At 70.0% G+C, this 25062-nt stretch carries 28 protein-coding genes; 18 read left to right on the top strand and 10 right to left on the bottom strand.

Going from position 1 to position 25062, the window contains the following annotated elements; all coding sequences use genetic code 11:
* The 8 genes from ACTOWY_RS07320 to ACTOWY_RS07285 all read right to left on the bottom strand — a co-directional run.
* On the bottom strand, positions 1–1381 hold a 1381-nt coding region (locus tag ACTOWY_RS07320; RefSeq protein ID WP_441308822.1), incomplete at its 3' end, for a replication initiator.
* 71 nt (positions 1382–1452) lie between these two features.
* The gene (locus tag ACTOWY_RS07315; protein ID WP_441308821.1) at positions 1453–1707 is read right to left on the bottom strand and encodes a hypothetical protein; all 255 of its coding nucleotides are present in this window, start codon (positions 1705–1707) and stop codon (positions 1453–1455) included.
* Positions 1704–3200: an FtsK/SpoIIIE domain-containing protein gene (locus tag ACTOWY_RS07310; protein ID WP_441308820.1), complete on the bottom strand. Its 1497-nt coding sequence runs from the start codon at positions 3198–3200 to the stop codon at positions 1704–1706. The genes ACTOWY_RS07315 and ACTOWY_RS07310 overlap by 4 nt, the downstream gene beginning before the upstream one ends.
* Positions 3200–3820, bottom strand: a complete 621-nt coding sequence (locus ACTOWY_RS07305; protein WP_441308819.1) for a hypothetical protein — start codon at positions 3818–3820, stop codon at positions 3200–3202. Before ACTOWY_RS07305 ends, ACTOWY_RS07310 begins: the two co-directional genes overlap by 1 nt.
* Before the next feature lie 558 nt (positions 3821–4378).
* Positions 4379–4699 carry a hypothetical protein gene (locus ACTOWY_RS07300; protein WP_441308818.1) on the bottom strand — a complete coding sequence of 107 codons (321 nt, stop codon included), beginning with the start codon at positions 4697–4699 and terminating at the stop codon, positions 4379–4381.
* A complete protein-coding gene (locus tag ACTOWY_RS07295; protein WP_441308817.1) occupies positions 4696–4899 on the bottom strand; it encodes a hypothetical protein in 204 nt (67 codons plus the stop codon). Before ACTOWY_RS07295 ends, ACTOWY_RS07300 begins: the two co-directional genes overlap by 4 nt.
* Positions 4900–4928: 29 nt before the next feature.
* The gene (locus ACTOWY_RS07290; protein ID WP_441308844.1) at positions 4929–5390 is read right to left on the bottom strand and encodes a hypothetical protein; all 462 of its coding nucleotides are present in this window, start codon (positions 5388–5390) and stop codon (positions 4929–4931) included.
* A gap of 146 nt (positions 5391–5536) precedes the next feature.
* Positions 5537–6316: a GntR family transcriptional regulator gene (locus tag ACTOWY_RS07285; RefSeq protein WP_441308816.1), complete on the bottom strand. Its 780-nt coding sequence runs from the start codon at positions 6314–6316 to the stop codon at positions 5537–5539.
* A 72-nt stretch (positions 6317–6388) separates the two neighbouring features.
* Between ACTOWY_RS07285 and ACTOWY_RS07280 the strand changes: the two genes are divergently transcribed.
* A complete protein-coding gene (locus ACTOWY_RS07280) occupies positions 6389–6814 on the top strand; it encodes an NUDIX hydrolase (protein ID WP_441308815.1) in 426 nt (141 codons plus the stop codon).
* Between the two features lie 1031 nt (positions 6815–7845).
* Here the strand turns inward: ACTOWY_RS07280 and ACTOWY_RS07275 are convergent.
* Both ACTOWY_RS07275 and ACTOWY_RS07270 read right to left on the bottom strand, forming a co-directional pair.
* Positions 7846–8490, bottom strand: a complete 645-nt coding sequence (locus ACTOWY_RS07275; protein WP_441308814.1) for a nucleotidyl transferase AbiEii/AbiGii toxin family protein — start codon at positions 8488–8490, stop codon at positions 7846–7848.
* 68 nt (positions 8491–8558) lie between these two features.
* A complete protein-coding gene (locus ACTOWY_RS07270) occupies positions 8559–9248 on the bottom strand; it encodes a hypothetical protein (protein ID WP_441308813.1) in 690 nt (229 codons plus the stop codon).
* 473 nt (positions 9249–9721) lie between these two features.
* Between ACTOWY_RS07270 and ACTOWY_RS07265 the strand changes: the two genes are divergently transcribed.
* The 17 genes from ACTOWY_RS07265 to dprA all read left to right on the top strand — a co-directional run bounded on the left by ACTOWY_RS07265 (position 9722) and on the right by dprA (position 24969).
* Positions 9722–10303, top strand: coding sequence for an AAA family ATPase (locus ACTOWY_RS07265; protein WP_441308812.1), 582 nt, complete (start codon positions 9722–9724; stop codon positions 10301–10303).
* A gap of 60 nt (positions 10304–10363) precedes the next feature.
* Positions 10364–11920, top strand: a complete 1557-nt coding sequence (ffh, locus tag ACTOWY_RS07260; protein WP_441308811.1) for a signal recognition particle protein — start codon at positions 10364–10366, stop codon at positions 11918–11920.
* The gene (locus ACTOWY_RS07255) at positions 11917–13002 is read left to right on the top strand and encodes an amidohydrolase family protein (RefSeq protein WP_441308810.1); all 1086 of its coding nucleotides are present in this window, start codon (positions 11917–11919) and stop codon (positions 13000–13002) included. The genes ffh and ACTOWY_RS07255 overlap by 4 nt, the downstream gene beginning before the upstream one ends.
* 16 nt (positions 13003–13018) lie before the next feature.
* Positions 13019–14140, top strand: a complete 1122-nt coding sequence (locus tag ACTOWY_RS07250) for a CPBP family intramembrane glutamic endopeptidase (RefSeq protein WP_441308809.1) — start codon at positions 13019–13021, stop codon at positions 14138–14140.
* A gap of 92 nt (positions 14141–14232) precedes the next feature.
* Positions 14233–15045 carry a CPBP family intramembrane glutamic endopeptidase gene (locus ACTOWY_RS07245; protein ID WP_441308808.1) on the top strand — a complete coding sequence of 271 codons (813 nt, stop codon included), beginning with the start codon at positions 14233–14235 and terminating at the stop codon, positions 15043–15045.
* The gene (locus tag ACTOWY_RS07240; RefSeq protein WP_247760555.1) at positions 15042–15794 is read left to right on the top strand and encodes a LamB/YcsF family protein; all 753 of its coding nucleotides are present in this window, start codon (positions 15042–15044) and stop codon (positions 15792–15794) included. Before ACTOWY_RS07245 ends, ACTOWY_RS07240 begins: the two co-directional genes overlap by 4 nt.
* Positions 15795–15974: 180 nt before the next feature.
* A complete protein-coding gene (gene rpsP / locus ACTOWY_RS07235) occupies positions 15975–16445 on the top strand; it encodes a 30S ribosomal protein S16 (protein ID WP_441308807.1) in 471 nt (156 codons plus the stop codon).
* Complete coding sequence (locus tag ACTOWY_RS07230; protein ID WP_086789136.1) at positions 16442–16681, top strand: RNA-binding protein; 240 nt, start codon at positions 16442–16444, stop codon at positions 16679–16681. The genes rpsP and ACTOWY_RS07230 overlap by 4 nt, the downstream gene beginning before the upstream one ends.
* 20 nt (positions 16682–16701) lie before the next feature.
* Entirely contained in the window at positions 16702–17220 is a 519-nt protein-coding gene (gene rimM, locus ACTOWY_RS07225; RefSeq protein ID WP_441308806.1) for a ribosome maturation factor RimM, read from the top strand.
* 13 nt (positions 17221–17233) lie between these two features.
* On the top strand, positions 17234–17992 hold the full coding sequence (trmD, locus tag ACTOWY_RS07220; protein ID WP_441308805.1) for a tRNA (guanosine(37)-N1)-methyltransferase TrmD: 759 nt from the start codon (positions 17234–17236) through the stop codon (positions 17990–17992).
* Between the two features lie 172 nt (positions 17993–18164).
* A complete protein-coding gene (gene rplS, locus ACTOWY_RS07215; RefSeq protein ID WP_247760551.1) occupies positions 18165–18524 on the top strand; it encodes a 50S ribosomal protein L19 in 360 nt (119 codons plus the stop codon).
* A 33-nt stretch (positions 18525–18557) separates the two neighbouring features.
* Complete coding sequence (lepB, locus tag ACTOWY_RS07210; RefSeq protein ID WP_441308804.1) at positions 18558–19490, top strand: signal peptidase I; 933 nt, start codon at positions 18558–18560, stop codon at positions 19488–19490.
* A gap of 2 nt (positions 19491–19492) precedes the next feature.
* Complete coding sequence (locus ACTOWY_RS07205) at positions 19493–20335, top strand: ribonuclease HII (protein ID WP_441308803.1); 843 nt, start codon at positions 19493–19495, stop codon at positions 20333–20335.
* On the top strand, positions 20332–20655 hold the full coding sequence (locus ACTOWY_RS07200; protein ID WP_086790123.1) for a DUF2469 domain-containing protein: 324 nt from the start codon (positions 20332–20334) through the stop codon (positions 20653–20655). The genes ACTOWY_RS07205 and ACTOWY_RS07200 overlap by 4 nt, the downstream gene beginning before the upstream one ends.
* Positions 20656–20801: 146 nt before the next feature.
* On the top strand, positions 20802–21281 hold the full coding sequence (locus ACTOWY_RS07195) for a YraN family protein (RefSeq protein ID WP_441308802.1): 480 nt from the start codon (positions 20802–20804) through the stop codon (positions 21279–21281).
* Positions 21282–22061: 780 nt separating this feature from the next.
* Positions 22062–23579, top strand: a complete 1518-nt coding sequence (locus ACTOWY_RS07190; protein WP_441308801.1) for a YifB family Mg chelatase-like AAA ATPase — start codon at positions 22062–22064, stop codon at positions 23577–23579.
* Between the two features lie 241 nt (positions 23580–23820).
* Complete coding sequence (gene dprA / locus ACTOWY_RS07185) at positions 23821–24969, top strand: DNA-processing protein DprA (RefSeq protein WP_441308800.1); 1149 nt, start codon at positions 23821–23823, stop codon at positions 24967–24969.
* Positions 24970–25062: the final 93 nt, after the last annotated feature.

Below are 25062 nucleotides of genomic sequence, written 5' to 3'. Positions count from 1 at the left end.
CGACGAGCAGTTGCCGAACAAACTGGGTCCGGTCGTGGCGGTGGTCGGCGAGGGACTTGCCCGACCACTTCCGCGAGACCAGCACGCGCCGCCCTGGCAGGCCGAGGGTGGAGCGGCGGTGGGCCTTGCCCTTGCACCGCCCCGGAACCAGGTTCATCCGTGCCCCGGCCGGTTGGATGCCGTACAGCAGCCAGACCGCGCAGCGGGGCGAGCACGGGGTGATGCGCAGTTCCTCATGCAGTCGGTCGGCGTGCCGACGCTGACGTTCGGTCTTCTCCTCGTGGCACTCGCTGATCGACTTGGTCAGGTACTTGGTCAGGTAGCCGATGTGCCGCCCAGATTCCTCGGTGCCGCCGAGGATGCCCTTGGAGTGCACCTGTGCCCCGAACCGCACCACATGCGCCGGTTCGCTGTCCTCAGCCCCGGGAAGGGCCTGTTCCCAGGTCGGCAGCGCTTCCCGGGTGGCCGGGTCGACGAAGCCCTTGGCGCGGTCACACCACACCGGCACCGTCTCGCCGGGGTAGACGAGTTCGTCATGCTTCGGCCACCACACCTGGTGGTAGGTCCCTGCGGTCACGAGGCGCACGAGTTCGTGCGGGATCGCACCACGCAATGCGGCGTGCCAGTGCGGCGCCAGCCGCCGCTGGGGTTCCACGGTGGAGAAGTACTGCACCTCATAGCCGACCGCCCGGCGCAGGTTCTGCACCCACCGGTCCAACAGGGCGGCGAAGTGCACCGCATCCCGAGCGGCCCGCCGGTAGTCATAGCCGTCGGGGTTGACCGGGGTGCCGTCATCGTGGACCCGCCCATAGGAATCCAGGGTCAGGGTCAGGAACATCGACGGGCGGAACCGCCCGGCGTACTCGCGGCCGAGGGTGTGCTTGGCGACCTTGCGCCGGGGCAACTCCGGCACGTCCTGCTTACGCCGGGTGGAGCGCTTGACCGGCTTGGCGGCCGGGGCGTCCAGGGCCGGGAGCTTGCCCCGAACCCCACCTTCCCTCAGCTCCACATCCACCGCCGTGACGGCTTCCCGCAGATCCTCCATTCCGGACTCGTCGCCCTGCGCCCGCGCCGTCTGGTAGTCCGCCCACAGCGTGGAGCGCAGCTCGGTCAGCGCGGTCTGGTCTGCGGTCGGTGCGGCCGGGGTGAAGTCGGGTTCGTCGTCGAGGTGCCAGCCTTCCCGGCACTGGGCCATGCGCAGCTTGCGGGCCTTGTCCGCGCACGGGGCACACACGGAGGCCACAGTGGAGCCACAGGCGACCGGGACGATGTCGACGCGGCCGGTGGCGTAGTCCAACCTGCGTTGTGCCAGCGGCCGGATACAGACGCCGTTGGTCTCAGCCAGCGAGCGCACCACGTCCAGGGCGACGGGTTGGCGCATGCGGTCAGCGCGGGTGATATGCAGGCCTTCGGCCGGCATACGCTCACCAGCCACGCTTACGTGTCCGGTCATCACCATGCACCCCCGCACGGGGTGAAGGCCACGGCCAGGCCGCAGCCGGGGCAGTGCCCGTAGGCGCAGTCATCCTCAGCCCGTGTCCGCGTCCGGCAGCCACACCACAAGTCATGCAGCCAGCCCGGCATCCCGGGGACACCGTCGACCAGCCTGGGCACCATCTCGGGCCGGGGCGGGATCACGTTGTGCTGCAACACTTCCAGTGCCCGTGCGATCCGGGCTTGCTGGTCGCGGGAGAGTCGCCGGGTCATGCCGCCACCTCCCCGTCCACGCCATAGCCGCCGCCGGGGAAGGGCAGGACTTCGGCATGCACGACGTCGCGGCCGGTGACGTAGTCGACCAGGCGGCCCAGATCCGCATCGGTGACGTGGAAAGCCCGTGCCCGCAACGGTTCCCGCCGATCGTCGACCTTGACCCAGGTCACCCCGGGGGTGGCTTCGCTGATCTCGTGAGCCGCCGCACCGCGTTGCCGGACACCCTCCCCCAGCACCATGTCCACCTGAGCCGCCTCATCCAGGCGGAGGGCGACCTTGGTCCCGAACAAGTGCCGGAAGGACACGATTTCCTTACGCGGGTCCTGGACCAGGCCCACGATGGCGAAGCCGGGGGCGCGGCCCTGGGATGCGATGGTCTGCACCGCCCGCGCCGCCCTTTCCCGCAGTCCCTTGTCGGTCTGGTAGGCGATCACGTCGGCCAACTCATCGATCACCAGCACCGTGAACGGCTCTCCGGTGCCGGGCTTGAAGCGCCGCAGCAGACCCCGGTACCGCTGGGCGCGTTCCTTGAGTTCGGCGGCCACGGCTTCCAGCAGCTCCACCGCTTCCACGCCGTTGGTGTAGGCCAGGCGATGGAACAGTTCCGGTGCCTGCCCGAGTTCCATGCCGCCCTTGGGGTCAATGCCGACCAGGCGGACCAGTCCGGCCTTGACCGCCGGGGCCAGGGCCCAGATCAGCGACCACATGACCGAGCCCTTGCCCGCGCCGGGCGAGCCCACCACGAGGAGGTGGTTTCCCTGTAGCCGCAACGTAAACGGCCGTCCAGTCTCCGTGCGGCCGATCAGCAGGCGCTTGAGGTCAACCGCGGAATCCTTGGCGGCCAGCGCGGGCACCGGGATCGGTCGGATGAGCGGGTCACGGTGGACCAGGTCCAGCTCTAGGCGTCCGGGCTTACGGACCCGCACCCGGCAGGCGGTCGCCCCGAAGGCATGCGCCAGCCCAGAGGCCCGTAGCTCCCACGCTTCGGGGGCCTGGCCCTTGACCATGCGCACCCGGACCCGGTCCCGCCAGCCGTCGGCCCGGACGCGGCCGAGCTTGGGCCGGTACTCCGCACCCCGCATGGACTTGGTCAGGTCGGCCAGGCGCATGACCGAGCGCCACTGCCACCCGTAGACCGTGCCGCGCCGCCACTCCGTGCGCACCTGAGACCAGCAGAACCGCACGAACGACGCATGGTGACCCCACGCCCACCAACCGAGCCCAATCCCTGCCACCGCAACAACAAAGCCGAGATTGCGCCCGCCGAGCTGGACGTAGCCGACCCAGCCGAGCAGCGGCAGGAACAGGGCCACCGGGTAGCGCACCGCCAGGCGGACCACCCGCACGGCGATCCAGCCCGCCGACCACATCACCGCGACCGGCAGGAGCACGAGCTTGGCCCACAAGGGAAGCAGGGTCCACCAGGGCAGCCGGGGCCGGGTGATCTCCAGGGCCGCCGGTTCCGCGAGGGGCTTACGGGAGAAGGCCATCACCACTGACCCCCGTCCAGGCAGGCGATGCAGCGGAAGACCTGCGAACAGCCCGGGGTGTTGTCGATTCGGCCGACCGGGCGAAACGCGCTCTGGCCCTGCCCGCAGACATCACGGCAGGTCAGGCACTCGTAACCCTCGGCCTGAGCTTGGGTCAGTTCCATGTCCCGTACCGAGTCGTCGTCCAGCACGACCGGGTAAACGCCTGTGGTCTGCTTACCGGCCAGCGTCCGCGCCAGCGCCGCCGCATGGTCCCGCCGTACCGGCTTGCCGCCTTCCACACAGGCCACACAGCGGAAGACCTGTGCCCCGCCGAGGACACGGCCAGCGGGCAGGAAGCCAGCCGTGCCAATCCCGGCCGGGTGGTTGCAGCCCAGGCAGGTCAGGCCCTGAGACTGGGCCTCGGTGAGCTTCATGCGCTGCACCGCAGCCCCGTCCAGGGCGACCGGGTAGATGCCGATGGTTTGCAGCCGGGCGAGCAGCCCCGCCCACACCCGAGCCCGGGAGAACCGCACCCGCCGGGTCCGGGAAGCATCCTCGGTCGCGGCGTTGATCACGTCGGTGAAGTCCAGGGGCAACCAGCCCTCGCAGACCCCGCACCGGTGATCTCCAGGCAACATGCGGGCGTACTTCCCGCAGGTGGAGCACCGGCGCTGACCTTTTCGGGGGACCCCGCCTAGCGGTGGCCTTCCGTCACGTCCTACAGTCATTCTTGTTCACTTCCCGTGGTTGTGGACGGCGCAAGAGCGGCGAGGTTTCCAGGCCAAGCAGCCGCTCTTGTGTCCTTGTTTTCCGTGCTCCGCACCAAGACGTGCGGTATCGCCACGGCACCCGAAGGCCCATGTCTGTCCTTTGTGGACTGTCTCTTGTGGACTTATCGTGTGTGCTTCGGCTGTTCCGTCACGCTCCTTCCGTGCCGGACCAGCCAGGCCACGCACGAGGGGCAGTAGTCCTGTCCGTCCCGCAGCCGCGTCCACTGCCCGCACACACCCGCACAGCGCCGCCAGGACACCCGCACCCGCAACGGCCTCAAATGGGCGTAGGGGGCATCGACGGGGTTTCCCCGCCGGATCCAGTTGCCTAGCCTGGACATCACCACCGCCTCACGTCGAGGTTCGTGGGAGGCACGAGGAGCGGGAACCACGGCTACCACCACAGGAGCCCGCCCCCGTGCCGACTCATTCCCCGTCACGCCGGGCGTGCCTGTTCGCCCCGGTTACCACTTCACCCGCCACCGCGCCGTGCTGTTCGAGCTGGGAGCGGTACGCCTGTGCCGAGTGGAAGGCGTAGGCCTCGGCCGCGTTCAGGAACTCCCGGGCGATCTCGACCAGGTCCCGTGCTACCCGGACACCCATGGCGGAGCCGTGGACGTCATCGGGCACGGCCATCCGCACCGCGCACCCGTGCCCGATGAGGGAAAGCACCGGCTGTCCCTGCGGCAACGTGCCGAAGGTGACCGCGGTGTTCTCATCCGGAGTGACCCACACCTGAAGAGTCACCGCGCACCGCCGGCGTCCGGTTCACGGTGCCTGATCCCGGCGAACGGGCTCATCAAGTCATACAGCCGGTCGAAGTCGTCCCAGTCCAGCGAGACGATGATCTTTTGCACCGGGCCACCGAAGGCGAGCGACAGGGTTTCCCCGCCGTGCAGCTCAACATCAAGCCGGGTGTCCTCATAGACCGACACCGTCAGATCCACTCCGACCTCATCACGAGTGATCCCCATAGCTAGGCCGCCTTGGAGGCGTCAGCCGCCTTGGCCTCTGCGGGCTTGGCCGCCGGGGTCTTGTTCGCCCCGGCCCCGCTGGCCCTGAACGAGGTCGCCCGGAACAGCCACCCCTGGTACTTGTATTCGCCGCTGCCCGATACCCGGGGCTCGACCGTCAGCCCGTCCAGCTCGATCTGCCGCATGCCCATGCCCGGCACCAGTTCCGCTGTGGTCGGGACCGGCTGAACGTCGGCGACGAAGGTGATCTGGAAGGACGCCCGCTTGGCCTTGGTCTCATCCGGGTCGGTCACCGTGCCGACCCACTGACGCTTGCCCGTCACCGCGTCCACCTTCTGACGCGGCTCCTTGCTCTTGTTCTCCTGATACTCGTGATCCGGCGACAGCTCCCCAACCAGCACCAGGCCCTTCGGGAACGCCACGTCAAACGGCACCTCGAACCGGTGCCCCTTCGGAATCGCCATGTCCTCCACACCTCTTCTTTGATCACTGCCCCTGCCGGGGGTCTCCATCGAGACTCGTTCGCCTAGTCGTCTAGACGAGTTAAAGGTAACTAGTCGTCTAGACGAGTGCAAGTAGATGTCTACTTCCTTCGCTTTTGCAACCTTGGCTAGCTGGTCGGGACGTCGTACTCCAGGACGTAGGCGTGCGCGATCTTCACCGTGTCGCACACCTCCACCGCCACCTCATTCTGGTCGTACGCGGTGCGAACCAGCGTCATCACGGGCACCCCGGTCCCGATCTCCAACACCTTGCGCTCCTCGGGTGTCGGCATCCTCGCCGAGACCTCCTCCTTGACGTGGGCCAGCTCGTGACCGGCCTCCTCAAGTCGTGCGTAGATCCCGCCGGGGCCGGGGTTCACCTCGGTGATCGCGGTACCCGCCGCCACTCGCTCCGGGATGTAGGACGTAGCGATCTCGACCGGCCGTCCGTCAGCGAGGTATCGCCGAGATCGGACAATCACCCGATCCTTTGGTGAAATTCCAAGCCGTGCCGCGACGTCCACCGAGGCCGTCTCATTGGTGACGCGAATCTGGTCAACGCCGGGGGAGTAGCCAGCCGACTCGGCTTCAACGAGGAACGCGGACTTTCCGCGGTTCCGATGCTTACGGGCGAATCGGTCCGCGGCTAGCCGTCGAACTGGGGGAGCCGAGCGTACGAACACGCCCTTGCCGTGTTCGGCGACCACTAGGCCCTCGCTACGAAGTTCCTGGATCGCCTGGCGTACCGTCATGCGCGCCACGCTGAAGTGTTCGATAAGTTCACTCTCTGAGGGCAGCTTCTCGCCAGCCGTCAGCCGCCCAAGCTTGATCTGTTCTCGCAGGATGTTCGCGATCTGACGGTAGGGTGGACGGTCGTCCGACCGGTTGATGGGGTCGAGGTCCAACACGGGGTCACACTCCTGTAGACGTCTAGACGTGCCCAGTCTTCCATACCCGACAGCCAAAGGAAAGTGGAGGTTATGACCAATACCCCTCGATATTCCGTCAGCGTCGCCGGAATCGTGGTCGACAAGCACGATCGAGTGCTGGTCATCCGCCGCCGCGACAACGGTCACTGGGAACCGCCGGGTGGTGTGGTCGAAACCAACGAAACTTTCGAGCAAGGTGTGCGTCGCGAAGTTCATGAAGAAACCGGAATCGCTATCCGGGTCGAACGACTCACCGGTGTTTACAAGAACATGACGCGCGACATCGTCGCCCTGGTGTTCCGCTGCACACCCGAGAGCACCGAGCCGGTAGCGACCGAAGAAGCAACCGAGGTCCGCTGGATGACGCTCGACCAGGTTGACGAGGCCATGACCCCCGCCTACGCCGTGCGCGTGACCGACGCGTTCGAGAGCGCGCCGCAGACCCGAGCCCACGACGGAGTGCAGATCCTCAGCTAGGACGACGCTGACCATCCGGTGCGTCAAGCGTCAGGTGAAGCCAGCGTGTCAAGCATCAGCCGAACCACGACAGCGCCTGTCCTGCTGCGTTGCCGAATTTGGCTCTATGGGATCAAGGCGCGCCGCCAAGCGGCGCGCGGCGGGTGGTCGCGCTGGCTGCGCTGGGCACACCCATCCGGGCACGGCCGCCTACCGCTCCGCTGCGGCGGCCGACCCGTCGGCGCGCCCAGCGAACCGGCGCCCACCTGCCGGGCCGGGTAGCCACGCGCCGCCCCCATCACAGCCAACCCTTCCCGCGGAATTACCTGCTCCGACCTGCACCCGGCATGTCCCGAACGCCCCGGCCGGCATACCCCTTCGCGTGTATCCACACGAAGGACCATGCAGGCCGAGACGCCCAGGCCACACCGAGTACTTCCCAGCCGGGTTTTCTTAACCTCCTGGATCACGGTGCGACGGCAACTCATGTTGATCCCCCACCTCCGCCTTTGGATTCTTTAACACCGGAATGAAGGCATCAAGAGCGCCTACGGCGTCGCTACGCGATGGACGCAAGCGCCCACTCTTGACACCTCCATTCCGGTGCTAACTGCCGCCGGGGCGAAGGAAAGGGGAGGCGAGAGGTTCCCACTCTCTCTCACCGCCGTCGACCACCAGGGAGGCACCACATGAACCGCACCGGACAGCTTGCCCTCTTCACCGCCAAGCCCAAGCCCCGGCCGGTCGGTCCCCGGGCCTGCCGCTACTGCCAGAGCTGGTTCAACCCGATCACCCCGACCACCACCCTGTGCCCGCCCTGCGTGATCAACCAGGCCCACGCCGAGGACCGCCAGGCCGCCGCCCGACGCGTCACCAGCCCCCAGCCAGGACAGCTCAAGCTGATCATCGACCGCCCCACACCGACCAAGATCATGCCGTCCACAGGCCGTGAGACGTCCGGACCCAACCGGATGCAACCGGATGCAACAACCACGAAACGCCTGGTCAACGGCCTGCCGCAGTTCAACGCCGCAGGTCCGCTCACCAGGCATTCAGTTGTCGTAGAACTGGCGGCCGATGCGCGGCCAGCCGTGCTCGGTGGTTCTGGCGTCGTCGTTCACGCTGAAGTTGTTGACCCGCAGCAGCTTCTCCAACAGCGTCCGGCCGGGATGCAGGACGGGCACATCGAACGGCCGTAGATCGTCGTAAGCGGCGACATCGAAGCCCACCTCCCCCAACTGCCGGGTGAGCAGTGCAGCCACCGGCACCGGTTCGGACGGGTGCTGCCCACCGGACTGGCCAAGCTCGATGAGTATCCGCCCCGGCTCGGCCAATCCTGTGGCGATCCCGTCGGACTCGGCCATGGGCGGCGCCAGGTACACCTTGCGGTGCAGGGTGCCAAGGTTCCCGCCACCCAGCTCGCCGACCTGCTCGCTCTCCAATGCCTTGGCGGCGACCGAGCACATTTCCTTCAGTCGTTTCCTGCCCTGACGTTCATTCGGGAAGTCGGCGACGACGAGCAGATCGAGGTCTTCGGAGAACCGTTGGATGAGCCGCAGTTTCTCCAGACTCGTGCCGCCCTTGAAGATGATCTGTGCGGGAAAGGCCGTGATCAGCGCACGCAGCGCCTGGCACGCCCAGTAGTCCTTCGCCACGGCCAACGGCTGCACACCCAGCTGCTCAGCGGCGGTGAGCACGGTAGCCCCGAAGACCTCGGGATCCTCGTGTCGCCACAGACGCTCCGGGGCACCCGCTGCGCCAGACGTCATGCCACCGCCGCAGCGAGTTCACGAGGCAGCGCCTGCCGCGCGGTCCGCGGGTCGGCGCCAGGCACGGTCCTCGCGTAGTCGGCAAAGCCGGCCTGAGTCAGCAGTGCCGACAGGCGCACCCGCGCCGGTGCCGGTTCGGTTCCTGATGCCTCCGCCAGTCGAGCCGCGGACACCTCGCCATCCTTGACGGCTTCGAGCAGGCGTCGCCAGGCGTCGGGCAGGGGCACTTCGATGACACGGCTCCAGTCGTCCAGCACTTCGAGCAGCGCCACTTCGACGGCGGTCAGCGCAGCTGTCGCGCGCCGCGATCGAGCTGCCCGGGACACGAAGGTGATCGGGCCGGATGACGTTGGCGGGCGGTGCGGAACGGCGATGTGCGTCTTGCGTGGCACCTGGGTCGACAGGCGCAGCCGGTGTGCGGCGGACAACCCCGCAGGCCCCACACCGAGCTTGCCGACGAGTTCCTCCGCCAACGCCTCCGGTGACGGCGGGCTCATCCCCAGCGGGGTCTTCCGGCCACGCCAGTAGAGGCCCCGCCGGACATGCGACAGCTCGCCACGGTGAGCCAGCTCGGCCAGTAGATGCTGCCGGGTCGACGAGACGAGCGGCAGGTCCGCGGCAGACCAGAACCGTCCAGAGGAGCGCAGAATCGACTGACGTGCCTGCCTCACCTGCGACTTCGTCATAGTCACGACCCCTCCTCCACTGACAAGAGGATACCGCCGAGCCCGCAAACCCGGCAACTTCTCGTAACGACAAGCTGCCTCAAGGCACGATGACCGCGATCAGCCCGGCCCGCCGCAAGATCGAGAAAGCAGTGCTGGCCGCCGCCCGCTGAGCAGCAGCCCGCTCCGTACCGCGGGCAGGGCTGCGTAGCGGGACGTAGGTAGTTCCACGTGGTTCGGTTCACGGGCCATCACGCTGCGCTGACCTGCACGAATGGACCAGGCTGACTGCCGTGACGCGGTTCGGGGACCACGGTGGGGAGCCGTGGCAGGAGGCCACAGCGTCACCAGCGGAGAGCCGATGGCGGCCCGGTGAGGGGTCCAGGCCGCCATCGGTGCTCGCCGGGTGATTACCTGTCGATCCGCTGTCGACGGGCTGTGGGCGGAACGTCCTGGTTCGCCCCGTACGTTCTTCAGTTGTGGACAGCACCGGCGTGACATCCAGCCGCCCCGGCACCGGAGGACTTGTGGTCCGCGCGGGACCGCACGACCTGATGCTGCTCGCCGGCCTACCAGGGGCGGGCAAGTCCTCCCTGTTGCGCAAGCTGCGCGCCAGCGGCCCGTACACCGTGCTCGACTCCGACCAGGTCCGCGATCCGCTGGCCGAGCGGCTGCCGAACCTGCCCTACCGCTGCTACCGGCCGCTGGTGCACCTGCTGCACCACCTGCGCATCGTCTGGGCCGCGCTCACCGCGCCCGGCCCTGTGCTCGTGCACGAGCCGGCCACCAGGGTGACCACCCGCACCTGGCTGTCCCTGCTGGCCCGGCTCAGCGGCCGTAAGCCGCGGATGCTGTGGCTGGAGGTCACCCCGGAACAGGCCCGCGCGGGACAGCGCGCCAGGGCCAGGGTGATCCGCCCGCACTCCTTCGCCAAGCACGTCCGGCGCGCCCTGCGGATCAGCGCCCGGCTGACCGCCGGACGGCCGCTGCGGGGCTGGCCGGAGGTCACCCTGATCTACCGCTCGGACGTCGCGAACGGGCTGAAACTGGAGTTGGTGGGTTCGCGGTCGCGGTGACGGCTAGCCTTAGAGTCAGGAACTCTGTTGCCGTCCTGACCCCGCTGGAGCCCGAGACCCGTGTTCGACACCCTTTCCGACCGCCTCACATCGGTCCTGAAGAACCTGCGCGGCAAGGGCAAACTGTCCGATGCCGACATCGACGCGACCTGTCGCGAGATCAGGATCGCACTGCTTGAGGCCGACGTGGCGCTGCCCGTCGTGCGCAGCTTCATCGCGCAGATCAAGGAGCGGGCCAAGGGCGCCGAGGTCTCCCAGGCGCTGAACCCGGCCCAGCAGGTCGTCAAGATCGTCAACGAGGAACTCGTCGCCATCCTCGGTGGCGAGACCCGGCGACTCAACCTGGCCAAGACCCCGCCCACGGTGATCATGCTCGCCGGTCTGCAGGGTGCGGGTAAGACCACCCTGGCCGGCAAGCTGGCCAAGCACCTGGCCGGGCAGAACCACACCCCGCTGCTGGTCGCCTGCGACCTCCAGCGGCCCAACGCGGTCAACCAGCTCCAGATCGTCGGCCAGCGGGCAGGCGTCCCGGTGTTCGCGCCCGAGCCGGGCAACGGCGTCGGCGACCCGGTCGCGGTGGCCCGCCTGGCCATCGAAGAGGCCCGCAAGTCCCAGCACGACCTGGTCATCGTCGACACCGCGGGCCGCCTCGGCGTCGACGAAGAGCTGATGAAGCAGGCCGCGGACATCCGCGACGCCGTGCAGCCCGACGAGGTGCTGTTCGTGGTCGACGCGATGATCGGCCAGGACGCGGTCAGCACCGCCACCGCCTTCCAGGAGGGCGTTGGCTTCACCGGCGTCGTGCTGACCAAGCTCGACGGCGACGCCCGCGGTGGCGCCGCGCTCAGCGTCCGCGAGGTCACCGGCCAGCCGATCATGTACGCCTCCAACGGGGAGAAGCTGGAGGACTTCGACGTCTTCCACCCCGACCGGATGGCCAGCCGCATCCTCGGCATGGGTGACGTGCTCACCCTGATCGAGCAGGCCGAACAGGTCTTCGACGCCCAGGAGGCGGAGAAGCAGGCGCAGAAGCTGGGCGCGGGCGAGCTGACCCTGGAGGACTTCCTCCAGCAGATGATGGCCGTGCGCAAGATGGGCCCGATCGCCAACCTGCTCGGCATGCTGCCCGGCGCCGGGCAGATGAAGGACGCCATCGCCCAGGTCGATGAGAAGCAGCTGGACCGGGTGCAGGCGATCATCCGCGGCATGACCCCGGCCGAGCGGGCCGACCCGAAGATCATCAACGCCTCCCGGCGGCAGCGCATCGCCAAGGGCTCCGGGGTGGCGATCAGCGAGATCAACAACCTGGTCAACCGCTTCTTCGACGCCAAGAAGATGATGCAGCAGATGGCGGGCCGCTTCGGCATGGGCGGCGGCAGCGCCACCCGTGGCGGCGGCAAGGGCCGCAAGGGCAAGAAGGGGAAGAAGGGCAAGGGCCCGACCCCGCCCAAGATCCGCGGCGGCTTCCCCGGCATGGGCGGCATGCCCGGCTTCCCCGGCGGCATGCCCGACCTGTCCGGCATGCCCAAGGGCCTCAACGAGCTGCCCCCGGCGCTGTCCAACCTGGACCAGCTGCCGCCCGGCTTCGACCCCTCGAAGCTGAAGTTCGACAAGTGACCGCAGCACCACCAGCGTTCCACCTGCGCGGCGTCCTCCTTCCCGAGGGCGAACACCGGGATCTCTGGATCGCGGACGGGCTCATCTCACACGAGCCCGTCCGCGCCCCCCAGACCCTGCACGAGGGCGGCTACCTGCTGCCCGGCCTGGTCGACGCGCACTGCCACGTCGGCCTGGGCCCCAACGGCGCGGTGGAACTGCCCGAGGCCATCGACCAGGCCCGCACCGACCGCGACGCCGGCGCGCTGCTGCTGCGCGACTGCGGCTCCCCGCTGGACACCCGCCCACTGCAGGAACGCGCCGACCTGCCCCGGATCATCCGCGCGGGCCGGCACATCTCCCGCCCCAAGCGCTACATCCCCTACATCAGCGCGGAGCTGGAACACGAGGAGCTGCTGCCCGCGGCCATGGCCGAACAGGCCGCCAACGGCGACGGCTGGGTCAAGATCGTCGGCGACTGGATCGACCGCGGCACCGGCGACCTGGCTCCGCTCTGGTCGGACCGGATCCTCACCGAGGCCATCGCCGCCGCGCACGCCGCCGGCGCCAGGGTCACCGCGCACGTGTTCTCAGCGGACGCGGTCCCCGGCCTGGTCAACGCGGGCATCGACTGCATCGAACACGGCACCGGCCTCACTGACGACACCATCGCCGAGATGGCAGGCCGGGGCACCGCCCTGGTCCCCACCCTGATCAACATCGAGCTGTTCCCCGGCATCGCCGCCAAGGCGGGCAAGTACCCGCGCTACGCCGAACACATGCTCGACCTGCACGCCCGCTGCGCAGGCACCATGGCCGCCGCGATCGAGGCAGGCGTCCCGGTCTACGCGGGCACCGACGCGGGCGGCGGCATCAAACACGGCCGCATCGCCGACGAGATCACCGCCCTGCACCGGGTGGGCATGAGCCGGGAAGCGGCCCTCGGCGCCGCGTCCTGGGCCGCCCGCGAATGGCTGGGCAGGCCGGCCCTGACCCACGGCGCACCGGCCGACCTGGTGGTCTACGCCGAGGACCCGAGAGCCGACCTGGGCGTGCTGCGCAGCCCGGAACTGGTCGTGCTCGGCGGCCACCCGTACACCTGATTCGGGGGAGGACCAGATGACAGGGGCCCCAGACCACGCGGACGCGCCCACCCCACCCACGGGCTGCACCCGCCCCGCGCCGCCACCCGCCGAGCCCACCGCGTCCCCGGGCCAGTCGTCACCCACCTGGCCCGCGCCGCCGTCCGAAGCGCCCGCCGCCGCCCCACCGCACGGCCTCGGCCAGCCTCCGGTCACCTTCCCCGCGGCCACCATCCCCGGCTACGGCCCCTCCCCGGCCACCCCACCCGGCCTCGACCAACTCCCCGCCACCGCACCCCCGCCACCCGCGCCCCCGGCGTCCCCGCCCGGCTTCACCCCGGTCACCCCCGCCCCGCCCCCGTCCTGGTCCGCCTACTCCGCCCCCATGCGCGACGTCGACCAGAACCGCGATCCCTACCTGCACCCCACCTACTACGAAGCCCAGCAGGTCGCCGCCACCCGGACCAGCGTGCACTGGGGCATCCTGGTCTTCGTCCTGGGCTACGGCGCCTTCCACCTGGCCGGACTGATCATCAACGCCGTGATGGCAGGCCAGTTCCGCGGCTTCGACCCCGCCGAACCGCCGGTGCTCGGCCCGCTGCTGCTGCTCTCCTTCGCGCCCAACCTGCTGCTCGGCCTGGTCCCGGCCATCGCGAGCTGGTGGAAGGGCAGCGGCCTGCGCCGCGACTTCGGCATCGTGCCCACCCTGCGCGACCTCAAGGTCGGCCTGGTCTGCGGCGCCATCTCCATCGGCGCCGCCTTCCTCATCAACCCGATCGTGTTCGGCCTCAGCGGCGACTCCCCGGCCCCGCCCAGCGGCATCTTCGCCGGCAACGAGGGCCGCACCATCTGGCTGGCCCTGCTCGCCCTGTTCCTGTTCATCGGCGCCCCGCTCACCGAGGAACTGCTGACCAGGGGCGCGCTGTGGGGTGCGCTGGAGCAGTACCGGGTGCCCAGGTACGCGATCCTGGTGCTCACCGCGCTGGTCTTCTCGCTCATGCACCAGGAACCCGATCGCACCCTGGCCCTGTTCGCCCAGGGCGTCGCGATGGGCTGGGCGAGGATGCTCACCGGGCGTATCGGCGCCAGCATCGTGGCGCACGCGGTGAACAACCTGTTGCCCGCGCTGATCTTCTTCTTCGGCGCCGACCTGGTGTAGTCCTAGTTCCTGGCCCAGCTACGCCGGGTAGTCCTACTGGCTAGAGTGGGACAGTTCTTCCCGATCGCAAGCCCAGTTGCTCGGAGGCGCCCGTGAACGCACCGCAGACGCCGGAGCCGGTGGGCGAACCTCCAGGATTGCTCCGCTGGTGGACGATCCTGCGCGGCCTCGGTGAGCGCCCGGCGGACGCGCTCTTCGACACCCCGGCCAAACCGCACCGGTGGGGTTTCGGCGCGTTCCTGGTCTCCTTCGGCGCGTTCCTGCTGGTCTCGGTCACGCTCAGTGCGCTGTTCCGACCGGCCCCCGGCGCCCGGATCGGGCCGCTGGAACTGGTCGCGGTGCTGTCCCTGCCCACCCTGACCGGCGCGCTGGTCGCGGTGCTGATCACCGTGGTGCGCGGCAACGGACCACTGGCCGACCTGCGGCTGCGCTGGAACTGGCGGCATGCCGGCATCGGCCTGGCCATCGGCGCGATCGCCCTGGTGCCCACCCTCTACGCCACCCGGCTCTGGGCCGCCTGGGTCGGCAACGACCAGGCCAACTCCGCGGTCGGCAAGGTCCTCGACGGCGTGTCCATGTCCCCGGTGCTGGCCGCGATCGTCTTCCTGCACCTGTGGCTGGTCGGCCCGCTGTGCGAGGAGATCGTCTACCGCGGCCTGCTCTGGGGTGCGGTGGAACGCCTCGGCTGGGGTCGCTGGGCCGCGTTCGTGCTGAGCACCATGGTCTTCGCGGTCGCCCACTTCGAGCCCGAGCGCACCCCGCTGCTGCTGTTCATCGCGATCCCGATGGGCCTGGCCCGGATGTACACCGGCGGCCTGCTGGCCAGCATCGTGGTGCACCAGGTCAACAACCTGCTGCCCGCGCTGGGCATGCTGCTGATCATGACAGGGGTGATCCCGGCGTGAGGCTGGACCTCAACAGCGATCTCGGCGAGGGCTTCGGCATCTGGCGGCTCGGCGATGACGAGGCGCTGCTGGACGTGGTCACCTCGGCCAACGTGGCCTGCGGCTTCCACGCGGGCGATCCGGCCACCATGCGCCGGGTGTGCCAGGCCGCGGCCACCGCAGGGGTCGCGGTCGGCGCCCAGGTCTCCTACCGCGACCTGGCCGGCTTCGGCCGCCGCTTCATCGACGCCGACCCGGCCGAGCTGGCCGACGAGGTGCTCTACCAGATCGGCGCGCTCGCCGCGTGCGCCCGCGCGGCTGGCACCGAGGTCCGCTATGTCAAACCGCACGGCGCGCTCTACAACGCGGTCGTGCACCACCAGGCCCAGGCCGCCGCGGTGGTCGCCGGGGTGCGTGCCTTCGGCGAACTCCCGGTGCTCGGCCTGCCCGGTTCCCGGCTGCTCGCCGCTGCCGAGGCCGCCGGCCTGCCCGCGGTCCAGGAGGCCTTCGCCGACCGCGGCTACACCCCCGAGGGCACCCTGGTCCCGCGGAGTCAGCCGGGCGCGCTGCTGACCGGCACCGCCGACGTCGTCGACCGCGCGGTGCGGCTGGCCGAGCGCGGCGAGATCGTCGCGGTGGACGGATCGGTGCTGGTCAGCCAGGCCCGCTCGCTCTGCCTGCACGGGGACACCCCGGGCGCGGTGGCGCACGCGATCGCGGTCCGGACCGCGCTGACCGGGGCAGGCGTCACCCTGGCCGCCTTCGCCTGAACCGCCCCCGGATTCGTCCCCGGCGCACCCCGTCTGGCACAATGGCTGGCTGTCCGCCATGGTCGGTCCCTCTCACCGTGCCACGGCTCCGACAACCGAGCGCACCACACCCGCAACCCCACGCGGACAGGTGGGCGCTCACCCGTGAGCAGCACAAAATTTCGAGGAGCACCGCTACCCGTGGCCGTCAAGATCAAGCTCATGCGCCTTGGCAAGATCCGCCAGCCGTACTACCGCATCGTGGTCGCCGACGCGCGCACCCGGCGCAACGGCAAGGCGATCGAGACGATTGGCAAGTACCACCCCAAGGACGAGCCGAGCTTCATCGAGGTCAACGCCGAGCGTGCGGCGTACTGGCTGGGTGTCGGCGCGCAGCCGACCGAGCCCGTGCAGCGCCTGCTCGAGCTGACCGGTGACTGGCAGAAGTACAAGGGCCTGCCGGCCCCCGCCGAGGGCACCCTGAAGGTCAAGGAGCCCAAGGTCGACAAGAAGTCCCTGTTCGAGGCCGCGCTCGCCGCCGCAGGCGAGGAGCCGTCGACCGACGCCACCACGCCGAAGTCGAAGAAGGCCCCGAAGAAGGCCGACAAGCCCGCCGACGAGGCCCCCGCGGCCGTCGAGGGCGCCGAGAAGGCCGAGGACGCCGGCGCATGACGGTACTCGCGGACGCTCTTGAGCACCTGGTCCGCGGCATCGTCGACCACCCGGACGACGTGCGCGTCCAGTTGATCACGACTCGCCGTGGGCGGACTCTCGAGGTGCACGTGCACCCCGAGGACCTCGGCAAGGTGATCGGCCGCGGCGGTCGCACGGCGACCGCCCTGCGCACCGTCATGTCCGGCATCGGCGGCCGCGGCCTCCGGGTCGACGTCGTCGACACCGACCGCTGAGCGCCGCGGACGTCATCTCCGTGAGCACCGAAGTGGTCGTCGGGCGCATCGCCCGGTCGCACGGCATCCGCGGCGAACTCGTCGTGGACGTGCACACCGACGAGCCGGACGACCGGTTCGCCATCGGCACCGTCCTGACCGGCAAGCCGCGTCAGGGCGTTGCCCGGCGTCTCACCATCACAGCCGCCCGGCCACACGCCGGGCGGCTGCTGGTGAGCTTCGAGGGCATCGCCGACCGCGGTGCCGCCGACTCCCTGCGCGGTGTCCTGCTCACCGTCCCGGTCAGCGCGCTGCCCGAGATCACCGAGCCGGACTCCTTCTATGACCACCAGCTCGAAGGCCTGGCCGCGGTGGACACCACCGGAGCCGCCATCGGCGTGGTGCGCGAGGTCATCCACGGCCCCGGCGGCGAGCTGCTAGTGCTCGACGCCGACGGCACTGAGCTGCTCGTGCCCTTCGTGGCCGCGATCGTGCCCGAGGTCGACCTCGCCGGCGGCCGGGTCGTCATCGACCCGCCCGAGGGCCTCTTCGACCAGTAGGAAACACACGCTCGTGCGCCTGGACGTCATCACCATCTTCCCCGAGTACGTTGCCCCGCTGCGCGAGGCGCTGCTCGGCAAGGCCCTGGACCGCGGCCTCATCCAGCTCGGCGTGCACGACCTGCGCGACTACGCGCACGACGTGCACCGCTCGGTGGACGACAGCCCGTACGGCGGCGGCCCCGGCATGGTGATGAAACCGCAGGTCTGGGGCGAGGCCCTGGACGCCATTTGCCCGGCCGAGCCCACCCCGCGGCTGATCGTGCCCACCCCGGCCGGCCGGCCGTTCACCCAGGCGATGGCGCACGCCTACGCCCGTGAGCAGCACCTGGTCTTCGCCTGCGGGCGCTACGAGGGCATCGACCAGCGGGTGGTGGACGCGGCCGCGCGGCGGATGCCGGTGGACGAGGTCTCCATCGGCGACTACGTGCTCATCGGCGGCGAGGCCGCGGTGCTGGTCATGGTCGAGGCCGTGGTCCGGCTGCTGCCAGGGGTGCTGGGCAACCAGGCCTCGCACGAGCAGGACTCTTTCTCCGACGGGCTGCTGGAAGGCCCCAGCTACACCCGGCCCGAGGTCTGGCAGGACATGCCGGTGCCCGACGTGCTGCGCTCGGGCAACCACGCCGCGATCAACCGCTGGCGCCGCGACCGCGCCTTGGAGCGCACCTACCACCGCCGCCCCGAGCTGCTGGCCGCGCTGCCAGCGGAGGCGCTGGACAAGCACGACCGCAAGCTGCTCGACCAGCTCCGAGCCGAGCAAGACCAGGCCTGAGCAGGCCGATTTCGTGCCCGACTACCCCGTCTGGCACACTGGACAGGTTGCTGCTGCCGGTCGCTGACCGGCGCGCACACCGGAAGCTCACCCCTGACGGGCCCTCTCGCGGACACGGCGACGGACCTAGGGCGTAAGTGAGAACTCTGAGAATGACGAGGACGGAACACCCATGAACACCCTGGACGCTCTGGACGCCCAGTCGCTGCGTTCTGACATCCCGGAATTCCGCCCGGGCGACACGCTGAAGGTGCACGTTCGCGTCATCGAGGGTTCTCGTGAGCGCGTGCAGGTCTTCCAGGGCGTGGTCATCCGCCGCCAGAACGGCGGCATCCGCGAGACCTTCACCGTCCGCAAGGTCTCCTTCGGCGTCGGCGTCGAGCGCACCTTCCCGGTGCACTCCCCGAACCTGGCCAAGATCGAGCTGGTGACCCGCGGCGACGTGCGCCGGGCCAAGCTCTACTACCTGCGCAACCTGCGCGGCAAGGCCGCCAAGATCAAGGAGAAGCGGGACACGGTCCCCGCCAAGTGATCGGGCGTCGTCTCCGTCACGTAGCCTGATTCGGTGGCCGACATCGTGGCTTCCCAGCCTCAGCACAACGATCCGGATGACTCCACCCCCGTCCACGGCATCCCGCGCGCCGGGGCCGGGGCCGGGGCGCCGGAGGAGAAGCCCTTCCATACGAAGAAGCCCAAGAAAAAGGGCTCCTTCTGGAAGGAGCTGCCGATCCTGATCGTGGTCGCGCTGCTGCTCACCTTCCTGATCCAGGAGTTCCTGGCCCGGGTGTACGTGATCCCGTCGCAGTCGATGGAGCAGACGCTCCACGGCTGTGACGGGTGCACGAACGACCGGGTCCTGGTCGACAAGGTGACCTACCGCTTCAGCGATCCCGAGCCGGGTGACGTCGTGGTCTTCCGCGGCCCCGACTCGTGGAGCCCGGAGATCGTGGGGTCCCGCTCGTCGAACTCCTTTGTCCGCTGGCTGCAGGGCCTCGGCTCGTTCATCGGCCTCGCGCCGCCGGACGAGCGGGACTTCGTCAAGCGGGTGATCGCGGTCGGCGGGCAGACCGTGCAGTGCTGCGACGACCAGAACCGGTTGCTGGTCGACGGCAAGCCGCTGACCGAGCCGTACCTGTACTGGGATCCCGAGCGCAACGGCGGGGCCCAGGACCAGACCCGGTTCGGTCCGATCACGGTGCCGCAGGGCCACCTCTGGATGATGGGCGACAACCGGAACAACTCCTCGGACTCCCGGGCCGAGGGGCACGGTCCGGTGCCGGTGGCCAACGTGATCGGCAAGGCGCAGATCATCGTGCTGCCGCCGAGCCGCTGGCAGACCATCGACGACCCGAACCCGCAGGCCGCCGCCCTGGGTGCCGCGCCGTGGCAGGCCGGTATCCCCGCGGGGATCGGCATCGTGGGCGCCGTGCCCACGCTGTGGCTGATCCGCCGGGGCCTACGCCCGCTGCGTTCCCGGAAGAAGCGGGATCTCGACTGATCATGGCTGGGGCCAAGGTGTCGCCCCGTCCGGATGACTCGAAGGCCGAGCCGCGCCCACCGCGTGCGGTGGTGCGCGGCAGCTCCGGCAACTGGGCGTTGCAGGCCGCGCTGGACCGGCGCGGACTGGGCCCGGTGGCCGGGGTCGACGAGGCGGGACGGGGCGCGTGCGCCGGACCGCTGGTGGTCGCCGCGTGCGTGCTGCGTCCGGGCGACCTGCGCCGGTTCGAGGGCCTGACCGATTCCAAACTGCTCACCGCGGCCACCCGCGACCGGATGTACGACCTGGTCCTGGACCGGTCGGTGGCACATTCGGTGGTGGTGGTCGGCCCGGCCGAGGTGGACGCCCTTGGCATCCACGTGGTCAACCTGGAGGGCATGCGCCGGGCGGTGGCGAGGCTGTCACCACACCCCGGCTACGTGCTCACCGACGGATTCCGGGTCCCCGGCCTGACCGCGCCCAACATGCCGGTCATCAAGGGCGACCAGGCGGTGGCCTGCGTCGCCGCGGCCAGCGTGCTGGCCAAGGTCACCAGGGACCGCATCATGACCGAGTTACACCAGCGGCACCCGCGCTACGGCTTCGACGTGCACAAGGGTTACAGCACCGCGGAACACAGCGCGGCACTGCGAACCCACGGCCCCACCGACGAACACCGGTGGAGCTACGCGAACGTCATCGCCGCCGCGGATGAACATGGCCTGACCCCGCCCCGGCGGGTGAAAACCGGATTGCTCGCGACCGCCCGAAACGGCGTTGCCCCGGTAGTCCAGAATGTGTTGGTTCCACCAGGACGCCTCGCTGAGGGGGCGGCAGTGTCACGACGAGGGGTCGAAGGCGGATGAGCGCGGAGGATCTCGAGAAGTACGAGACCGAGATGGAGCTTCAGCTCTACAAGGAATACCGCGATATAGTCGGTCAGTTCGCCTACGTCGTGGAGACCGAGCGGCGGTTCTATCTGGCCAACGCGGTGGACGTGCAGGTGCGTAACGCCGACGGCGAGGTCTACTTCGAGGTGCGCATGTCGGATGCGTGGGTGTGGGACATGTACCGCCCCGCGAGGTTCGTGAAGAACGTCCGGGTCATCACCTTCAAGGACGTCAACGTAGAGGAACTGGACAAACCAGACCTCCGCCTCCCCGAATCCGGCCCCTTCGGCCAATAGCACACCTCCCTCCCTCCCCACCCCTCAAGATCGCAACTCATCCACACCCACCCACTTATCCACAACCCCGCCCCACTCCACCTGGCGCAAACCCCCACTCCCGACAAAGGTCGAAGGCACACCCCCTCCGACCCCCGGGAGCCCCCATGCCCACCACCACAACACCCACCCGCACCCCCACCCCGCCGCGCACCGCGGCCCCCACCTGCACCGCGGCCCCCACCGGCAGCGCGGCCTCCACCCTCAACGCCACCCTGCGTTCCCGCGCCACCACCCACAACAAATCCCTGGGCCGCAAAGGCGAAGCCCTGGCCGCCCAGTACCTGGAGTCCCAGAGCCTCACCATCCTGGACACCAACTACACCTGCCGCCACGGCGAACTCGACCTGGTGGCCACCGACGGCCAAACCCTGATCGTCTGCGAGGTCAAAACCCGCAGCGACCCGTCGTTCGAGCCCCCCGCCGCCGCCCTGACCCCTCGTCAGGCCCGCCGCATCCGCGAGTCCACAGAATCCTGGCTGGCCCTCCACCACGTCCCCTGGGTCCCCATCCGCTGTGACCTGATAGCCATCCTGTGGCCCCCCGGCGACCCCCCAACCCTCGACCACCGCAGAGCCATCCTCTAGCTCGCGCCCGGCTCCCACCCGAGCCCACACGGTCACCCCACCCGAGCGCGCCCGCGAGCCCCCGGTGCCCTGCTGGAACCCACCCGGAAGCCGTGGGCCCTTTCCAGAGCCCGCCCTACCGCGGCCACCCGCCCTACCGAGGGCCACCCTCGCCACCGAGGCCACTCTCGCCACCGAGGCCACCCGCCCACCGGCGCCACCCGCGCTTCAACACCCACGTGGCCCCCGCACGCCCAAAACCCCCGCAACCCACCACAACCCCAACTCCCAGCCGAGCTACCCCATGCCCGGCCCACCCCGGCACGCCCATACCCGTGCTCCAGCCCCCAGCCCAAGCCCCCGCCCAAGCCCCCGCCCAAGCCCCCGCCCCCAAGCCCCCGCCCAAGCCCCCGCCCCCAAGCCCCCGCCTCCCCAGCCTCCCCAAGCCCCAGCCCCAAGCCCCGAGCACCCCAAGTCCCGCCATCACCGCAGGCCCCCAGCCAGCCCTCCTGCCTCGCCCATGCCGCTGCCCGCCGTCCTCGTCGCGCAGCTCGTTCGCCACTCCCAACCTGCGCACTCGCCCCAAATCCACCCCTCGCCCCCCACCCCGCCCCCAAGAGCCGGTCCGTCCCGATCCGGCGAGCCCTGGCCCAGCCACAGCCCCAGAAGCCAGCCCTCCTCCCTACCTCCCTTCTCAGCCTTCACCCGCGCCCCACCCCTTTCCGCCAGCCCCAGGCCCGCCCAAGCCCCCTTCCCCTCCCTCCCTCTCCCCGCCCTCCCAACCTTCCTGGAGTCGCCCCCATGCCCCCGGCCCGAGCCTGGTCCGTCGCCCTCTTCGGCGTGGACGGCCTCCTCGTCGAAATCGAGGCCGACCTCGGCGGCGGCCGCCCAGGCGTCCAGATCGTCGGCTTGCCCGACACCGCGCTCCAGCAGTCCAAGGAACGGGTTCGCGCCGCCGTCTGCAACAGCGAGGAACCCTGGCCCGACCGGAAGATCACCTTCGCCCTGTCCCCGGCTGCGCTCCCCAAGACCGGCGCCGGCTACGACCTGGCCCTGGCCTGCGTCGCCCTGGCCGCGGCGGCCGCCGTCCCCCAGGAAGCTCTTGACTCCACCGCCCTGCTCGGCGAGCTGGCTCTGGACGGCCGCCTCCGCACGATCCGCGGCATCCTGCCCGCCCTGCTCGCCGCCCGCCGTGCCGGCATCCGCCGAGCCGTGGTGCCCAGCCCAGCCCTCCCCGAAGCCGGTCTGGTCTCCGATCTCGACGTCTACGGTGCCGACAACCTCGCCGAAGTCCTCCGCTGGCTACGCGGCGAAGCCGACCTGCCCACGCCAGTTCCGACCGCGACGACCAACCAGCCCATCCCCTGCCCCGACCTCACCGACGTCGTAGGCCAACCCGAAGCCCGCTGGGCCTTGGAGGTCGCCGCCGCCGGCGGCCACCACCTGCTGCTCGTCGGCCCGCCCGGCACCGGCAAGACGATGCTCGCCGAACGCCTCGCCGGCCTGGTCCCACCGCTCACCGGCGAGCAGTCCCTCGAAGTCACCGCGATCCATTCCCTGGCAGGCACCCTGTCCGCCGACGCCCCACTCATCACCAGCCCGCCCTTCATCGCCCCACACCACTCGATCTCGGTCGCGGGCCTGATCGGCGGCGGCTCCGGCCTGGCCAAACCCGGCGCGATCAGCACCGCCCACCACGGAGTCCTGTTCATCGACGAGGTCGGCGAACTCGGCCCACAACGCCTGGAATCCATGCGCACCGCACTGGAACAGGGCGAGGTCCGGCTGGCCCGCCGAGATGGCCTGGTCCGCTACCCAGCCCAGTTCCAGCTGGTCCTGGCCACCAACCCCTGCCCGTGCGCACCACCCCGTGACAGCGAATGCATCTGCCAGCCCTCGGCTCGCCGCAGGTACGCCGCCCGCCTGTCCGGCCCGTTGCTGGACCGGGTCGACCTCCAGGTCCGCATGCGCCCGCTCAGCCACATGCACGTCGACCCCGACAACCCACCCGAGAACACCGCCACCGTCCGCCAACGAGTCCTGACCGCCCGAGCCAGGGCCCAGCACCGCTGGTCCCACCACGGCTGGCCCAACAACGCAGCAGTCCCCGGCCCCGCCCTGCATCGCGAATACGCCCTACCGAAACCCACCACGGCCCTGCTGGACCGCTCCCTGGCCCACGGCGTCCTGACCGGCCGAGGCGCCGACCGCTGCTTACGCGTCGCCTGGACCCTGAGCGACCTCGACCAGTCCGACCGCCCCACCGCCGACCACGTAGCCGCCGCCCTGGAATTCCGCGACCGAGCCCCCCGCCCCTGACCCCCGCCCCTGACCACTGCTCCGGGCCCCGGACCGCCCCTGTCCCTGACCGCCCACGTCCCGGATCGCCCCTGTCCCTGACCACCCACGCCCTGGCGCGCCCCTCGACCAAGATCACCCGCCGCCCTGAACACCCCAGTCCCAGCTCGCCGCCCCCAGCCCGGCCTTTGTCCCCAACCCGCACTTCGAGCCCAACCCGCCCTTCACGCCAACCTCGCCCTCCCACCCCGTCAGGAGTCCCATGAGCGCGGACGACCCCCGCCTGCGCCTCGCCCGCGCCTACCTGTCCCGGGTCGCCGAACCCCCGGCCCCCGCCCTGCACCGCCTCGTCACCGAGCTGGGTGCCGTGGCGGCCGCCGACCGAGTTCACCGCGGCGACGTCCCGCCGCCCGTGTCCAGGGAGACCGAGGCCCGCCGCACTGCCTTCCTTCCGCGTGCGGACCTCGCCGCCGCCGAAGCCCTGCCCGCCCGCCTGCTCATTCCCGAAGACCCCGACTGGCCGAGCTGGCAGTTCTCCAGTTTCGCCGCCGCCGCGGCCCAAGGCGCAGCGGAGGCGGTGCCGCCGCTGGCGTTGTGGGTGCGTGGCGGGGCGCCGCTGGCTGAGCTGGTCGAGCGGGCGGTCGCGATCGTCGGCTCCCGGTCGGCGACCCCGTACGGCGAGACGGTCGCCACCGAACTCGGCATCGGACTCGCCGACCTCGGCGTCACCGTTGTCTCCGGAGCCGCCATGGGTATCGACGGCGCCGCGCACCGCGGCGCGATCATCGGCAACGGCCCGACCGTGGCCGTGGTCGCCTGCGGCCTGGACATCCCGTACCCGGCGGGACATGTCGGTCTGTTGCGCCGGATCGTCGCCCAGGGTGGCCTCATCCTCAGCGAGTACCCACCAGGCGTCCAACCTGCGAAGCACCGATTTTTGGTGCGCAACCGACTCATAGCCGCACTTGGTGGCGGCACGGTTGTGGTCGAGGCCGGTATCCGCAGCGGCGCCACCAACACCGCCGCCCACACCCGCACCCTGGGCCGGCCGCTGATGGCCGTGCCCGGTCCGGTCAACTCGGCCATGTCGGTCGGTTGTCTGGCCCTGCTCCGGTCCGGGCACGCGGTCCCGGTCGGCACCGCGGCTCAGGTGATCGAGGCATCCGGCCGAATCGGGATCGACCTTTCCGACACCCCGGAAGGCCCGCGCAGGGAAACCGATGGCCTGGAACCCCATGCCCTCCGCGTGCACGAGGCGTTGCCAGAGAGGTCCGGATTGAGCGCGGAAGAGGTAGCTGTTGAGTCCGGACTGCCGCTGAGCCGGGTCAGAGGACTACTCCCCGCATTGGAACTCGCCGGACTCGCCCAGAGGGGCGATGAGGGTTGGCATCGGCTGCGAGCCAATAGATGATCAAAGCGAACCCGTGGACCCCGTCAACCACCCACAACTGTTGGGCGGTGCCACTTGACCGAGTCCGCTCGACCGCGCAGCGTGTCAGGTGGA

Source organism: Crossiella sp. CA198 (genome assembly GCF_052078295.1).
GTDB lineage: Bacteria > Actinomycetota > Actinomycetes > Mycobacteriales > Pseudonocardiaceae > Crossiella.
The sequence above is the reverse complement of the archived record's forward strand: the minus strand, read 5'-3'. Positions and strand labels throughout refer to the sequence as shown.

Bases quoted from the DNA above. Each gene is read 5' to 3' on its own strand.
- ACTOWY_RS07190 (WP_441308801.1), top strand. From the start codon at position 22,062: ATGCCCCCGGCCCGAGCCTGGTCCGTCGCCCTCTTCGGCGTGGACGGC.
- rplS (WP_247760551.1), top strand. From the start codon at position 18,165: ATGAACACCCTGGACGCTCTGGACGCCCAGTCGCTGCGTTCTGACATC.
- ACTOWY_RS07280 (WP_441308815.1), top strand. From the start codon at position 6,389: ATGACCAATACCCCTCGATATTCCGTCAGCGTCGCCGGAATCGTGGTC.
- ACTOWY_RS07315 (WP_441308821.1), bottom strand. From the start codon at position 1,707: ATGACCCGGCGACTCTCCCGCGACCAGCAAGCCCGGATCGCACGGGCA.
- ACTOWY_RS07290 (WP_441308844.1), bottom strand. From the start codon at position 5,390: ATGGCGATTCCGAAGGGGCACCGGTTCGAGGTGCCGTTTGACGTGGCG.
- ACTOWY_RS07305 (WP_441308819.1), bottom strand. From the start codon at position 3,820: ATGTTGCCTGGAGATCACCGGTGCGGGGTCTGCGAGGGCTGGTTGCCC.
- ACTOWY_RS07250 (WP_441308809.1), top strand. From the start codon at position 13,019: ATGACAGGGGCCCCAGACCACGCGGACGCGCCCACCCCACCCACGGGC.
- ACTOWY_RS07270 (WP_441308813.1), bottom strand. From the start codon at position 9,248: ATGACGAAGTCGCAGGTGAGGCAGGCACGTCAGTCGATTCTGCGCTCC.
- ACTOWY_RS07200 (WP_086790123.1), top strand. From the start codon at position 20,332: ATGAGCGCGGAGGATCTCGAGAAGTACGAGACCGAGATGGAGCTTCAG.
- dprA (WP_441308800.1), top strand. From the start codon at position 23,821: ATGAGCGCGGACGACCCCCGCCTGCGCCTCGCCCGCGCCTACCTGTCC.
- ACTOWY_RS07205 (WP_441308803.1), top strand. From the start codon at position 19,493: ATGGCTGGGGCCAAGGTGTCGCCCCGTCCGGATGACTCGAAGGCCGAG.
- ACTOWY_RS07230 (WP_086789136.1), top strand. From the start codon at position 16,442: ATGACGGTACTCGCGGACGCTCTTGAGCACCTGGTCCGCGGCATCGTC.
- ACTOWY_RS07195 (WP_441308802.1), top strand. From the start codon at position 20,802: ATGCCCACCACCACAACACCCACCCGCACCCCCACCCCGCCGCGCACC.
- ACTOWY_RS07310 (WP_441308820.1), bottom strand. From the start codon at position 3,200: ATGGCCTTCTCCCGTAAGCCCCTCGCGGAACCGGCGGCCCTGGAGATC.